This window comes from Methylomonas sp. AM2-LC, assembly GCF_039904985.1.
Lineage (GTDB): Bacteria > Pseudomonadota > Gammaproteobacteria > Methylococcales > Methylomonadaceae > Methylomonas.
In genome coordinates, this window is sequence record NZ_CP157005.1 from 2,870,603 (window position 1) to 2,884,153 (window position 13,551).

The window sequence follows — 13,551 nt, forward strand, 5'->3', positions numbered from 1 at the left end:
TCGGCACAACCTATAGGGAGTTGTACATTTTTGGGTTTATGGCTGCCAGCTGTAGGTCAATCAATAGACGATCATCAGAAAAAATATCCCTCCAATCTTGTACGGTAACGAGCCACGATTACCCAACTTTGTTTTGTATACAAAGTGCATTTACACACAGAAACTGCTCTGATTTCCAACCCTAGATTGCAATTAGCCATTAAATCTAAAGAAAAATTAGATGAGCTTAAACAGTATCGTGCATCTGCAACGATTGATGCGTCACCTAGCGTCTGTACATCTTATATACGCGTTTAGTTACAAAATTATTGCGGCGTTTCTAGCAGAATCTGGTATTATTTTTCGATTGTTTTTCATGCGAAAATTTAATTAAAACACCTATGTCAGCCACATTAATTAGCAAATCATCTGATACAGGTTCCACACCTTACAGAGTTTTGCTGTCTGTGGCATTGCCTATCCTATTGCTAGCGGCATTTCTAGGCCGGCAGATCATCGACTTAGACAGTATTGGTTTAAATAATGGGTTCAATCACCCGTTAACGGGTTGGGATCATTTGCTAACTATGCTGGCAGTGGGTATTTGGGCAGCACAACTACGCGGACAAGCTATCTGGATGTTACCACTGGCTTTTGTGGGTGTGATGAGTCTGGGTGGACTTGCTGGTGCTTCGGGGATTTGCATACCCAGTGTTGAAGGTATTATTCTGCTGTCTAGCGCGGTATTTAGCGTGCTTATAACTCGTAAAGTGCGTTTCAGTAGCAAGGTTAATGTACTGATAGTCGCATTTTTTGCGTTTTTCCACGGCTTTGCACATGGTCAGGAAATTTCGACATCTGCCAGCCTAATTTCGTATACGCTTGGGTTTATGTTGGCCACACTGTTATTACATGGCGCAGGCATATTACTGGCAAAACTGGTGGTTTTATCGCTTAGTTTTTTGTTGACCTTAATGTTTTCTACCTCTGCGTTGGCTATTACCACGCTAGAATTCGCCCAGCAAAATCTTATATCTGCCAGTTCTACATTCAGTTTAGAGCGCGCTCAGAATGCCGTAAAAGGTGCGGTTAATAGTGGACAAATTTCTGAAAGTGTTAGCAAATCGGTTAGTTATAACAGCGCAGCAACACCGTTATCCATCAGTGCTTGCAGTGCAGTGTTTTCAGAAACGCTGATAGTTTTGGTTCTGCTACCTTTTCAAACTATAGTGAATATAAGTTACCGTTATATATTTAACAGTGGCTTGCATTTTAAACATTTTTTTCCTGATATTAACCAATCACCCGGTCGTCATTTACTGAGCAATGGTGTGGGTGTTACTTCACCACCTGCTTTGTTTAACGCTATATCTGCTATAAAAATCACTTCTGCTTTATATTCCGGCTTCGCTTCAATTATTGCTGCTCAATCACTGCAATTAGCCAATACCTTCGCTTATCTAAGCAAGTTCAGCACAAAAGTAAAATTTCATCCTTTCGATAATTTCGCTTTGTTTTTTGGTTTTTATGTAAACATTATCAACCCAGCCAGTACCGCTAATAGCACTTTCCCCGACAAGGTAGTGTTATGTTTTTTTACACCTAAAAGTCAACGCACTCTCCAGCTTGGATTGGGCTAAATACAATAACAATAATCATTATGAACGTGACTATCACCCACTCTTTAATTCAAAAACCGCTAGTGACGCGTCTAGGTTTCCATGCCCTGGCTTTACTGACTAAACTTTCCAACGCTCAAATTGCGCAGCAGCTAAACAAACTATTATTCAAAAAAACTGTCCAACAAGTAACGATTAATGAGAAGGTTTGCTAATGAATTTTTACATTAAAGGGTTGCTGGCGCTTTTACTGACGGTATTTTCTGCTTCCGCTTTTGCACATGCGCCAGGCTTAAGTTCTATGGACGTGAGACTTAATACCGATAACACTCTGGTGAAAGTGACCTTTGCCTTACAAGACATTGAGGCGTTCGCCCCCATGGATAGTGATTTAGATGCTGAAGTTAGCGATGCAGAACGCGATGCAGCTAAACCCAGTATTGCAAAATTACTGGCCGAACAACTACATATCAGCATCGATGGTAGCCAGTATGTACCCATAGCACCCGGCAAAGTGGAGTTTGATCAGCAAAATAACGCCCATGTAACGTTTACTTATCAAGCCACACCCAAGCAGCAATTGACTATTGATTCACGATTTTTATCACAGCTGCCGGAGGGGCATCAACAATATCTAACCCTACGTGATGATAGTGGTAAAACTCTGGTTGAAAAAATGTTGCTAAAACAGGATGCTCAGCTGAATTATAGCGTAATAGCAGAGGGCAGGGCGCAGCAAACGGCTGCACAATATACCTGGTTAGGTTCGTTTAGTGATTTTTTCAAACTCGGTGTTGAACATATACTAACTGGTTATGATCATCTACTGTTTTTGTTTGCCTTACTAGCAGTTACGCATAGTTTTTGGCCTGCGCTTAAAATTATTACTTTTTTTACCATTGCCCATTCCATTACTTTGGCCTGTGCCGGTTTAAGTCTGATTGAATTACCCAGCTCCTTTGTAGAGCCTGTCATTGCTTTAACTATTATTTACGTCAGTCTGGAAAATGTGTTTCGGGGTGATCACCCCAAAGGTCGGCAGTGGCTAACATTTGGTTTTGGTTTAATACATGGTTTTGGCTTTGCCAGTGTACTGAGAGAAATGGGCATTTCCTCTGGCGAGTCGGGTATTCTGGTACCCTTATTATCTTTCAACCTAGGTATAGAGACAGGGCAATTGACAGTAGCAGCTATCGTATTGCCCATCATTTGGTGGATCAATAATAATATGAAGATTGCCGAAAAACTACTGAAAGGCTGTTCCTTATCGGTCTGTTTAATGGGTACTTACTGGCTACTAGAAAGGACTGTGTTTTTATAAACATAAATGTTTTTATTGGCTAGGCAGATTTCGTACAAACTGATAGTTAAATGCTTAACAGTGGTATTTGATAGTCGCTAATAATTAAAATAACAAAGAGGTGCAGTATGAACATGTTAAAACTCTTCTATTTAAGCTTGGTACTGATTTTTATTCAGTTTCCAGCGCAGGCTGCCAATAAATACAGTTTAGAGCCAGGTGACATTGTATTAACCAATTGTCACGATATTTACACTAAAGGGGTGATTAAATCTAAAGTCGACGACGGATATACCGTTCATTTCCCTAAGGATAGCCGGCCCATTCAGTGTCCACCGTTTCGTTGGCATGCAGAATTCGTAACACCCTTTCAATCTGTTAACGAATACCGGTTGCAATTCCTGGGGGGATTGAAACGTGAATTGTTATTTAAAGTCGGCGAAAAAGTCACTATGCGCTTCGAACCGGACAGACGGGTGGTTAATAGTAAAGCGGTAGTTGATATTGACACCGAAATTACCGACATCAGTAGTAATGGTGCGATTGCCGTTAAACTGTTAAGTACTCAGCCAGATGCCATTGCAACATTTTGGCAGTGGGTTGGTACCAATTATATCGATTTACGCCATAAAGCTTTGGCGCAAGAAAGAAGTAAAAGAACACAATAATTTAATTAATACTTTACGTATTGGCACATAAACAATGTATATATCTTTTAATGAACAATCAGCTGCGCTATCTGACATGGGCTCAACACAGCTTAGATCTAACTTGAATAGGGGACGAAAGCCAAGCTTAGGGGCGACTTTATTAGGTGAAGAACGCCCCAGAGATATGTTTATACTCATATTTATTTTAGTGCTATTGCTGCATGTTTGGGGGATCTTATGGCAACGTTTTAATCAGGACGAAGTCGTCACAGAAGCTAAGCCGTAAACCAACACCAGTGGTCACTAAGCCAGTGGTTGAAACGCCAGCAGAAACTCAGGCTCCAGCACCTGTGGCAACACAAACACCTACAACATCAACCACTTCAACGTCCACAACAGCCACTAACGCTGTGTCATCCGAACCTGAAACTTTTACTCAGGCCAATTATCGTGCTAACTATGCGATTAACCCAAAACCAGAATACCCCGCTATAGCCAGAAGCCGCGAATGGGAAGGTAAGGTGTTATTGCGTGTACAAGTATCTGCAGAGGGTTTAACCGAAAGTGTAAAGATAGATAAAAGTAGCGGTCATGATATTTTGGACGATTGCGCCATTGAGGCCGTTAAAAAATGGCGATTTATACCCGCTAAACGTGGAGACACGCCGGTAGCTAGTTCGGTTATCGTACCCATTTCATTCAGTTTAAGTGAATAGAGGCGGCTTATTTTTTTAGTTTTCGGGCGATTTGTATGGCTTCTTTAGCCCATTCGGTGAGTAATTCTTGGTTTTCTATGACGTCATCAGGCACTGTAAAGTACTTGTTAACATACACAGTTTTTACCTTAGTCTGGTACTGAAAACAGCTCATTCCTTGTGCTTGATATTTTGTGCGAGTGGCGTTATCAACCACAAAATACAACACATTTCCCATAGCCATAGCAAATTGTACTGCATCCTGTTTTAGGCCAATACCGCCAAAAAATGAAACACAGGATAGGGCAGTGATGGAGTCTAACTGTTCCAACACGTAGTTAACAAACTGCTGTGTATTTGCTGTCATTCAACAATTTTAATTTAAAGATAGAATAAGCTATTTGCATTATCAACGAAGTAACTGACTAGAAATTCCATTCGATCAATATCAACAGTGTACTCATTCGGTAAGTCGTTATAGGCTGTCGTTACTGCATCAACATCGCCATCGGTAGATAACCAGGCATCATAGCCGCGTTCTAGTGCATCAGCTTCACACCTTAAACCCACCGCCTTGTATGAATCGATAACGCGTTGAATAGTGGCTTCGCGGTTGCCGAAAGCATACCAGCCTGAAAATTGGCATTGCGCCTCCCAATCGAAGAGATAGGCCACCAGAATATACCCCTTTGGCAAACCTTCTTCAGCAATATCAGAATTGAACAGAGCTATTCCAAGCTCCATAAATAAGTCTATGCAGTTAGAGTGATTATTGGCTTTCCAAATTTCTATTGGTGTGTTCTTAGGAGCAACTGGGCTTTTGCTAACCGCTTCAAGTATGGGGATAACTTGGGTAGGCAATTGCATAGAGACCTCCATTGATTGTCTTTGATAAATTAAGCTATATGATCACCGATTGTAAGATAATGAGCAATACACTGATGTAATAGTATAGGGGAGTAGTATATGCACTTTTCAAAATATAAGCATAGCATTGTTACTAGCATAACCAACTTTATATTCCATGAGTAATAAATACCATTATAATTTTTGTTCTGATATCCTTAATACAAGGCTGTACTGCAACATATCATCCTAAAGTTAACCAGGATGCTGGCTTGACTGCTACTTCGAACAACTTTAGTCTGCCAACTGGTAATGTTTTTGTATTAAATAAAGATTTGGCCTTTGAATATGCCATTTTTAAACAGTCAAGGCTTTTTACAGAAACCGATAAATCCGAAGACACTATTTGTTGTTAAATTAAACCAACTGCGGCCAATCTCGTTCTCACTCTGCCTAGCTTAAAAATATCTGGCATTTATCCAAAAATGTACAACAATACTAGCTATATAACCAAGCAAAATTACGGGCATCCAGCGCATGTGGAAAGCGAAAGTATAGCCTTCCTTGATTTGTCCGAGCAATGCGACTCCGGGCGCTGATCCTATTGAAAGTAGACTACCGCCTACACCGAGAGTTAACGTCAACAACAGCCATTGGCCATTAGGAAGCTCAGGATGCATACTTAATACGGCAAACATTAATGTGCCGTTATCAACAAACGCAGATGAAAGGCCGATACTAATATTGGCAATCGTGGGGCTAATCATTCCGAACATAAAATGTGCTATAGCATTAAGATAGCCAACGAACCCCAGAGCACCAATCATCATCATTGCACCATAAAAAAATAGTAGCGTATCCCAATCTATATTGCCTATATTTTTGAAGATGTCAAAATCCTGTTTCCTATTATCGGTAGTAACTACTCCCTGAAGCTGAGATACATGGTCTAATTTACCTTTACCTTCATGTTTCGTCCTGGTTAGATAAAAGCAAAAAAATTCCAATATACCAAGCCCAGCCATCATACCAGCGGCAGGGGGCAGTTCCAAAACAACATTAGACCAAACTGTAATTATGAGTGTTACGATGAATAGTAAAATAATTCGCTTGCTTCCGCGACGAAGCAACATAGAACGAGTGGACGCTATTGGTATTTCTTTGGGGACAAAAAAATGCATTACGGCTGCTGGTAAAAGAAAATCGACCAAACATGGAACAGCCAATGAGAAAAATTCATAGAAATGCAGGATTTTATGTTGCCAGACGAACAAAGTTGATATGCCGCCTAATGGACTTAACGAACCTCCAGCATTGGTTGCGACGATAATATTAACGCAAGCCAGGGCAACAAATTCTTTCTTATATTTACCAACCGCCGCAGCAACAGCACCCATTAGAAGCGCAACTGCCATACCACTTATCACTGTAGACAGTAGAAAGGCAAGAACTCCGGTAATCCAGAACAATTGCCGGTAACTGTATTGTCGGTTTAACAACCAAATCCTGAGTACGTTGAATATACCGCGTTCCTCCATCGCGTTTAGGTAGGTCATCGACACTAGGGTAAATAAAAATAATTCGATATAAGCCAGTAGATTGCTTTCAAATGCGACTGCAGCAACTTTGGCTTCGTCATGCATAGCATAGTAGATACATATCGTAAACCACACGAGTGCAGAACCCAACACCATTGGTTTAGACTTGCGAAGTTCGATTACTTCTTCAGACATTGCGGCTACATAAGCCAGAACGGTAAATGCTAAAGAAAGATAGCCAATGATATGATGCGTTAAGTCCAATGACTTGGGTGTGTTTAAAATTTCCAAAGTTTCGCCAGCAAATGCCGCAGTGGGAAATAGTAAAAATGCATAGCTTAAGAACTTAAATAATTTACTGTTCAATTAATTGACCTTTTAAACAAATAGGGTTAATTACCTCATAATGTGACCGTAAAGATTGCTCCGTCAATGAGTATAGACGCTATTGCCCATTGTCAGGTAGGAACGGCGTATTGCTACGCCATCCCCCCTTAAGAACCGTACATGATAGTTTCCCATCATACGGCTCAAGCCTCCATAAATCCTGTTTGATCAGAACCGGCAGTTTCCTTATTTTTACGGTTATGGACTTGTCTATGACAGTTCGGGTGTAATAACATAAGGTTTGTTACTCTGTTTTTACCGCCGTCTGTTTTACGCTGGATGTAGTGAATATTGCACCCCGTATCCTTCGTAATTCTTTCGTTGCAGTTCGGACATTTGCCTTCCTGTGCGTACCAAAGAAAAAGCAATTGGTTCTTTCCTTTGAGGCTTTCTCTCATTTGCAGGCCAAGCCTGTTTTCGAAATACTCTTCCCAGACCGGATTGAACGGGTGTGCTTCCGCTTTTATCTTGATATGTCGGCGAATGGGCGTATCACTAGCATTTACCAGTTTAACCCTTATCACTTCTCCATCCTCAGTTTTAACCTTCGTGGCAAACACCCAGTTACGCAGTCCTTCGCTTTCAAAATATCTATCCTTTATCCACCGAAGTGGTTTATTTGGATGTCTTCGACAAGCCCATTGCCAAAGCTTTTTCCAGATGAAGTGATCAACCTTAGAAAAGGTTTCCTTCGCCACCTGATTTTGGTGATAATTAGCCCATCCCCTTATGATTGGATTTAGGAGCCTAATTACATTTTCCTGTTTTGCTGTTTGGTTTTCTTTGATTATCAGTCGAATTTTCCGTAAGAATGCTTGTACATTCTTTTTCGCAGGTTTGATGAGTAGTTTCCCACCGTATTTACGAAAGTTCCACCCTAAGAAATCAAAGCCTTCATCAATATGCACAATCTTGGTTTTTTCTTCTGATAGCGATAATCCTCTGTCCTTCAGAAAGTTCTCAATAATCAACTTTGCCTGCTCCAGCGTTTCTTTCGTTGCGCCGGTGATAACAAAGTCATCTGCATATCGAATAAAATTGACTTTTCCCTTCCATCTTTTCTTGCTGGTTTTTGTACCAAAGTGCGCGGCCAGTTCGATTTCAAGACCATCTAAAGCCATATTAGCCAGCGTTGGCGAGGCAATACCCCCTTGCGGAGTGCCGGCTTGCGTTGGAAACCAATTTCCTTTTTCAACAAAACCACTTTTCAGCCATTTTCTGAGTACGGTTTTATCCATAGGGATATTCGCCAGTAACCAGTCATGACTAATATTGTCAAAGCATCCAGATATATCTGCATCTAAAACCCACTGCGCTGAGTTTTTACTCACTAATGCCGCAAAGCATTGTGCCGCCGCATCTCTACAAGCTCTTTCTGGACGGAATCCATAGGAATTGTGATCCGCTTTGGTTTCAGCTATCGGTTGCAAGCCCAGTAAATGCAGCGCTTGCATTGCTCTATCTCGTAGGGTTGGAATCCCTAAAGGACGCAGTTTACCGTTTGCTTTGGGAATTTTGACTCTTCTCAGCGGTTGTGGTTGATAGCCTCTTCCTTTGAACGAGTTAATTGCCTTGGCCTTTTGCTCAGGAGTATTCCAAGTTTCCCCGTCAACTCCTGGGGTGTTTTTACCGCGATTTTCAGTAACTCGTTTTACAGCAACTGCCTTGCCATAAAATGAGTGCGTCAGCAACCATTGTAAAGCTTTCGCCTTATTCCAGCGGCCTTCGCTGACTGCCTTTGCAATACGTACTTGTAGCCTTCTCACTATTCGATGAGCCTGCCCCCAGTCAATACTGTGCCAGTTCACGTCATAATGGGAGGCTGCACCAACTGCACTAGGTGTCGTCGTCATTTGCTCTTCCTCCTTATAAAGGTTCTATTAGTTATCTTGCAATTTGAGACCCGTTGGAAGTCTGCGCTCTTTCGAGCAAGATGATATTGGCGGTATACCTTAATCTCTATCTATTCCATTACAGAATAGCCTTCGCTTTTTCCAACCTCCTATGCCCGCATTCCCATCAGTTTCCCTCGCGGTCAACTTGCCTAAATAGGCGAAAATACGGGTTTACCGTGTTCCATATAAATAACACTGAAGGGTTAGGTGCCAACTATCTCCCGATGGTTTTGTTATCCTCGTTTGGTTATGCGAAAATACCAAACTAACCATGTTGCCTTTTGGCTAGAGTCTATCAGCATCTTTGACTCCTCGGATTTAACGAGATTTATCGTTGATTCACATGTGTTCACCTTACCTTCTAAGCCTAGCACCCTACCGCGTAATGCTCGCAGTTCCGTTTTGCCCTCACGGGCTCGACTTCATCTTTCGATTGGGTTACATTGTCGGAATGGCTTCAAACATCACATTACTGTTAATGCCTGCACTCTTAGGCTACTGCCGGAGGAACGGCAGGTTTAGTCATGATTGCTAAAGCTAAACAATTATTTATACGACTTCACGTCGCACTTCGCATGAATCCTTAAGTTCACCCATGTATTCAGTATAGTTATTTAACATAATATACATTATGCGAAGTGTACCGAGTTGGTATAGTGATTGCTGTAATATTGTTTTTATTCAAGGAGTCGAATTTATGGCGGTTAAAAAACCAAGCTTTTACCACACGCTGAAGAAAGTTGAAATCAATGAAAAACGAGCAGCGGAAATTTTAGGCGTTGAAGTTGCGGACGTGCATGATTTTTGTAAGAACGGCGCACCTATAGCATACGAGCGTTTATTGCTAATCTGGGATAAAAAACACGTAGGCCGCCATGGTTGGAACGGATGGCTTTTTAGTCAAGATGTTTTACTGTTCAAAGGTCAACGGTTTAGGCCAGAGTCAATTCTGAGAGATAGAGATTTTAGAAACAAGCTAGAAAGAGACGCTTTTGACATCATCAAAGCTTTAAAAACAAAGGCATAGGCCACACAAGGTGGCCTCTTGCCTTTAGAACAAAACAAAAACAAACAAGGCTTGGACTCTAACATATTTTTTTTGCAGAAACAGGTGAATTGTGCCACCCATGGCACTAAGTGCCCGTGTTACAGGTACGGGCACTAAAAAGCGGCAGAGTCGAATGAGTAAAACACCCGACTTTGTTTTTTTATGAATACCAGGCCAAAAACTTCAGAATTATGAGTGAGTGCGTTGTTCGGAATGTCAGCAAATTAAAAGCATAACCACGCAAATTTTACGCGCAAGCTATCAAAGCGGCGTTTAGATCGTCTTATTATAGGGTGGTCAGCACATGAATGTTATAGGCCGGCTGCGTTGCGCTTGCCGGAACGTTAACCTATAAACGTAAAAAATCTTTGGTAACAACAGTAATTAGGCAAATAAACGCTTGCCGCTCTCGCAAGCTTCGCGGCATCGCTTTTTTATTTGCCTATTACATTATTTGCGGCGGTAACGATAGCGTTTGGTGGCGGTGCAGTAGCGTTAATACGAGTATCAGGTTTTGGCTTTGGAAGCTTAGAACAACCGCGAGCGGAGTAAGATCGGTCAGTATCGAGAGTGGCGTGGCAATAACGAATAATGTTTGAAAAACAGCCGAGTTTTAGAACTTGACCGGAAGTGGCTACTAGAGAAATATCACACAAACCATGAATTGCAAGGCGTATGCCTGAAGATGCTAAACGTTTATATGAAACGGTTTGAAGATCGTCAGGTGTATCTGTTAAAAATTCAATATGATTAATATCAGGATTGTCTAAAAATTGCTTTGCAATAGAAACAATGCGAAAACCCGCTAAAAGATCGTGTGAACCCCCTTCCCTATTAGAAACATTGTGAAGAGAACCATCAGGAGGCGTAATAGTATCTTTTTGGCTAGATACAGGAATAACGACAGTAGGCGGCGGAGACTGCAGGACAGTAGGAACAATGTCTTTTTGATTATCAGTTTGCTTGTTGAGATTATAGAGCGCCAAAACTCCCAAGAGCAAAAACGAAATAACAACAAGTGCAAGTTTTCCGATAACGGCAGGATCGTTAAGGGCGTTGAGACCTGCTTTACTGTCAACGTGTTTACCTGTAATCGTTGAGCGATAACATTTAAAAACTTTTTCATCAGCTTTATACCGCCTGGGTGTGCCGTTTTGGTTTGATTTAGCAACACCATTATTAGACGGGTGATGTTGAAATTCATACCATGAGTTTTTGAAAAGAAAAGGAAGTTTACCGGATAAAGATTTATGTAAATATCCGTATTCGGCACCTTCACGGAATTCGTCACTAATTTTTGAAATAGCGGGAGTGGAAAGGAATAAATCCCAATTGTAGTGCCGTTGCATATCAACGGCCGTTTCGAAAGATTCTGGACGGCCAGCGCGGATGAGTTCGCCTGTTGTCTCATCAATATACGAAACATCGATTACGTCAGGTATGTAACCATCTGGATATTGTGCCTGGTCAAGATCGGAAATTTTAAATTCTCGGCGCTTAGGGTAAATGCGTTGAGCTTCGTCAATGATGACTAAAGAACCTAGAGGAACCCAGTGGAACCATCTGGCCATAATCGGTCTGTTTTCTTTAATGTCGGTATTTAAACTAAGAACTTTTGCAGTGTCTGGAAAAACGTAATCAGGAAAATTCTTTTTAACCAAGTCAAAAGAGAAACCACGTACATTATGAACAACTGTTCTGCCATCGAGAAGAGCGGGTATAGCAAAACGCTGAATAAGTGAGAAGGTTTTAAACGAGCCGTAAGCGCCGTGGTGTATTGCTGTTGCCATTAGAAGCCCAGGACACGATAAACGAACTTAGTCATAGCAGCGGAAATCATTAAATTAATAGCATCTGGTATGCGTAAAAAATTGATGGCGGCAAATGTTTGGGAATCGAGATTACTGTATGTAGTGGTGAGGTAACTTGAAATATTGAGATTAGTCAGCATTTGCTGAGCAACAGAGTAAGAAAACGTAAGTGCTAGTAATTTGGCTTTAAACCAAGCGACAGTTAGCCATTGAATTAACCAAGCAGTGAACTTGGTCAAAAGATCATAAATACCCGTATCAACAAATTCGGAAACTTCATTTTGAACGGAAACGATAGCGTTAACAATATCAACAAAAACGGACATAAAAGTTAATCAAGAAATAGTCGAATTGCAAAAAAAGCGGCCATAAACATAACAGCAGCACCTACCCACGAAAATTGGTCGTTATATTGTGAATAATCAGCAGCTACAGTAATGGTCTGACCTGCAATCTTGAAATCACCATAGTTTATTTTCGGCATGGAAGCGTTAGCATTAGCGGCGGGAATAGAAACTAATTTACCAAGGTCTTTTTGTACAGAAGCTAATTTATCAGTGTACGCATTTTGAGCGGCAGTGATAGAGTCGGTTACTGTTTGATCGGAGAAACCTTTAGAAGTACCCGAAGATGGTTTATCACCAGTACCTTTCATCATAGACTCAAGATCAGGACAATCTAAACATTGACCATCATTAGAGCCAGTAACAGACGTACCAGTACCAGTGGCAGCGGTGCCGCCTGGATGGGGTTGGCCATTGAGTGCGGCCTGGGCATCAGCGGCGGCGGCTGCGGCAGCATCAGAAGCGGATTTAGCATAACCATTTGCATTATTAGCGCCTGTACCAGAAGTAATAGAAGATGCACTATCAGACGCTTTTTTGGCCTGTTTGTCGGCATCGGCAGCGGCATCAGCGGCGTTTGCGGCGGCGGCATTAGCAGCGGCGGCATTAGCGGAATCATTAGCGGCAGTTTTATCTGCATTTAGAGCGGAAGTAGATTGTGGATTGGGAGACTGAGCAGCGGCGGCAGCAGCTTGGGCAGCGGCGGCTTGATCTGAAGCGGCTTTAGCAGCAGCAGCTTGTGCATTAGCGGCGGCATTAGCTTGAGAATCAGCGGCGGCGGCATCGGCTAGCGCTTTGTTAGCAGCGGCGGCGGCAGGTGGTACGGCAGCGATGCTAGCTTGTTTAGCGGCGTTAACATCGGCTGGATTGTTAGAGCAAATTGCACCAGCGGGAATACAATCACCAGTGGGAGCACAATAGTTTGGATAGTAAGTGGTCGAACTTGGATTACCATCAAAACAGCCTTGTGATTCAGAACCAGAAGAAACACAAGTTCCTGTATTAACATCAAAGTACGCATTTGTTCCAGGTTTGGGGTTGCAGTCCTGGGCAATAGAAACACATCCAGAACCTGAATTATATTGACCTTGAGGACATGTTTGAGGGGGTAAAGAACAAACTGCTGGTGAAACATTTGTATTAACACCATTAGCGCAGGGAGTGGGATAATAAAAAGCAGACCAAGAATTACCGTTATAGGAAGCGATATAATACGGGGGCTGTAAACTACAAGAGAGAGTAATTAGATTTACTGTTTTAATGTATGCTACATAACTAGTGCAATCGTTATAAGCATCAGATTGTGTATAAGCGCTTACGCAATGAGAGAATGAAAATAATAAAGGGAGAAAATAAAAATAACGCATTAGTTACCGCCTGACCAACCAGCCAAAAATGAAAACATAATTAGTGAGACGATCAGTACGGTAACTAACACA

Annotated in this window: 13 protein-coding genes; 6 read left to right on the plus strand and 7 right to left on the minus strand. The window is 41.7% G+C overall.

The features are described from left to right. The first annotated feature begins 380 nt into the window (after nt 1-380). The 5 genes from ABH008_RS12900 (at nt 381) to ABH008_RS12920 (ending at nt 4,264) form a co-directional block, all read left to right on the plus strand. Nucleotides 381-1,619 carry a HupE/UreJ family protein gene (locus ABH008_RS12900; RefSeq protein ID WP_347986031.1) on the plus strand — a complete coding sequence of 413 codons (1,239 nt, stop codon included), beginning with the start codon at nt 381-383 and terminating at the stop codon, nt 1,617-1,619. 193 nt (nt 1,620-1,812) lie between these two features. Beyond that, on the plus strand, nt 1,813-2,919 hold the full coding sequence (locus tag ABH008_RS12905; RefSeq protein WP_347986032.1) for a HupE/UreJ family protein: 1,107 nt from the start codon (nt 1,813-1,815) through the stop codon (nt 2,917-2,919). Between the two features lie 107 nt (nt 2,920-3,026). Then, nucleotides 3,027-3,566, plus strand: a complete 540-nt coding sequence (locus ABH008_RS12910; protein ID WP_347986033.1) for a hypothetical protein — start codon at nt 3,027-3,029, stop codon at nt 3,564-3,566. A 34-nt stretch (nt 3,567-3,600) separates the two neighbouring features. After that, a complete protein-coding gene (locus tag ABH008_RS12915; protein ID WP_347986034.1) occupies nt 3,601-3,834 on the plus strand; it encodes a hypothetical protein in 234 nt (77 codons plus the stop codon). Nucleotides 3,835-3,844: 10 nt separating this feature from the next. Then, the gene (locus ABH008_RS12920; protein WP_347986035.1) at nt 3,845-4,264 is read left to right on the plus strand and encodes an energy transducer TonB; all 420 of its coding nucleotides are present in this window, start codon (nt 3,845-3,847) and stop codon (nt 4,262-4,264) included. Nucleotides 4,265-4,271: 7 nt separating this feature from the next. Here the strand turns inward: ABH008_RS12920 and ABH008_RS12925 are convergent, their stop codons facing one another. From ABH008_RS12925 to ltrA, 4 genes are all read right to left on the minus strand, one after another. Beyond that, entirely contained in the window at nt 4,272-4,610 is a 339-nt protein-coding gene (locus ABH008_RS12925; RefSeq protein WP_347986036.1) for a TfoX/Sxy family protein, read from the minus strand. 14 nt (nt 4,611-4,624) lie between these two features. Further along, entirely contained in the window at nt 4,625-5,110 is a 486-nt protein-coding gene (locus ABH008_RS12930) for a hypothetical protein (protein ID WP_347986037.1), read from the minus strand. A gap of 437 nt (nt 5,111-5,547) precedes the next feature. After that, nucleotides 5,548-6,993, minus strand: a complete 1,446-nt coding sequence (nhaD, locus tag ABH008_RS12935) for a sodium:proton antiporter NhaD (protein WP_347986038.1) — start codon at nt 6,991-6,993, stop codon at nt 5,548-5,550. A 164-nt stretch (nt 6,994-7,157) separates the two neighbouring features. Further along, nucleotides 7,158-8,867 carry a group II intron reverse transcriptase/maturase gene (gene ltrA / locus ABH008_RS12940; RefSeq protein ID WP_347985959.1) on the minus strand — a complete coding sequence of 570 codons (1,710 nt, stop codon included), beginning with the start codon at nt 8,865-8,867 and terminating at the stop codon, nt 7,158-7,160. A 739-nt stretch (nt 8,868-9,606) separates the two neighbouring features. Here ltrA and ABH008_RS12945 point away from each other — a divergent pair. Next, nucleotides 9,607-9,936 carry a hypothetical protein gene (locus ABH008_RS12945; protein WP_347986039.1) on the plus strand — a complete coding sequence of 110 codons (330 nt, stop codon included), beginning with the start codon at nt 9,607-9,609 and terminating at the stop codon, nt 9,934-9,936. A 455-nt stretch (nt 9,937-10,391) separates the two neighbouring features. Here the strand turns inward: ABH008_RS12945 and ABH008_RS12950 are convergent, their stop codons facing one another. The 3 genes from ABH008_RS12950 to ABH008_RS12960 are packed head-to-tail and all read right to left on the minus strand — an operon-like array spanning nt 10,392 to nt 13,479. Further along, nucleotides 10,392-11,747 carry a zonular occludens toxin domain-containing protein gene (locus ABH008_RS12950; RefSeq protein WP_347986040.1) on the minus strand — a complete coding sequence of 452 codons (1,356 nt, stop codon included), beginning with the start codon at nt 11,745-11,747 and terminating at the stop codon, nt 10,392-10,394. Then, nucleotides 11,747-12,094, minus strand: a complete 348-nt coding sequence (locus ABH008_RS12955) for a DUF2523 domain-containing protein (RefSeq protein ID WP_347986041.1) — start codon at nt 12,092-12,094, stop codon at nt 11,747-11,749. The genes ABH008_RS12950 and ABH008_RS12955 overlap by 1 nt, the downstream gene beginning before the upstream one ends. 5 nt (nt 12,095-12,099) lie before the next feature. Next, entirely contained in the window at nt 12,100-13,479 is a 1,380-nt protein-coding gene (locus ABH008_RS12960) for a hypothetical protein (protein ID WP_347986042.1), read from the minus strand. Nucleotides 13,480-13,551: the final 72 nt, after the last annotated feature.

Coding starts and splice junctions, on each gene's coding strand:
- ABH008_RS12900 (WP_347986031.1), top strand. CDS start 381: ATGTCAGCCACATTAATTAGCAAATCATCTGATACAGGTTCCACACCT.
- ABH008_RS12905 (WP_347986032.1), top strand. CDS start 1,813: ATGAATTTTTACATTAAAGGGTTGCTGGCGCTTTTACTGACGGTATTT.
- ABH008_RS12910 (WP_347986033.1), top strand. CDS start 3,027: ATGAACATGTTAAAACTCTTCTATTTAAGCTTGGTACTGATTTTTATT.
- ABH008_RS12915 (WP_347986034.1), top strand. CDS start 3,601: ATGTATATATCTTTTAATGAACAATCAGCTGCGCTATCTGACATGGGC.
- ABH008_RS12925 (WP_347986036.1), bottom strand. CDS start 4,610: ATGACAGCAAATACACAGCAGTTTGTTAACTACGTGTTGGAACAGTTA.
- ABH008_RS12930 (WP_347986037.1), bottom strand. CDS start 5,110: ATGCAATTGCCTACCCAAGTTATCCCCATACTTGAAGCGGTTAGCAAA.
- ltrA (WP_347985959.1), bottom strand. CDS start 8,867: ATGACGACGACACCTAGTGCAGTTGGTGCAGCCTCCCATTATGACGTG.
- ABH008_RS12945 (WP_347986039.1), top strand. CDS start 9,607: ATGGCGGTTAAAAAACCAAGCTTTTACCACACGCTGAAGAAAGTTGAA.
- ABH008_RS12950 (WP_347986040.1), bottom strand. CDS start 11,747: ATGGCAACAGCAATACACCACGGCGCTTACGGCTCGTTTAAAACCTTC.
- ABH008_RS12955 (WP_347986041.1), bottom strand. CDS start 12,094: ATGTCCGTTTTTGTTGATATTGTTAACGCTATCGTTTCCGTTCAAAAT.
- ABH008_RS12960 (WP_347986042.1), bottom strand. CDS start 13,479: ATGCGTTATTTTTATTTTCTCCCTTTATTATTTTCATTCTCTCATTGC.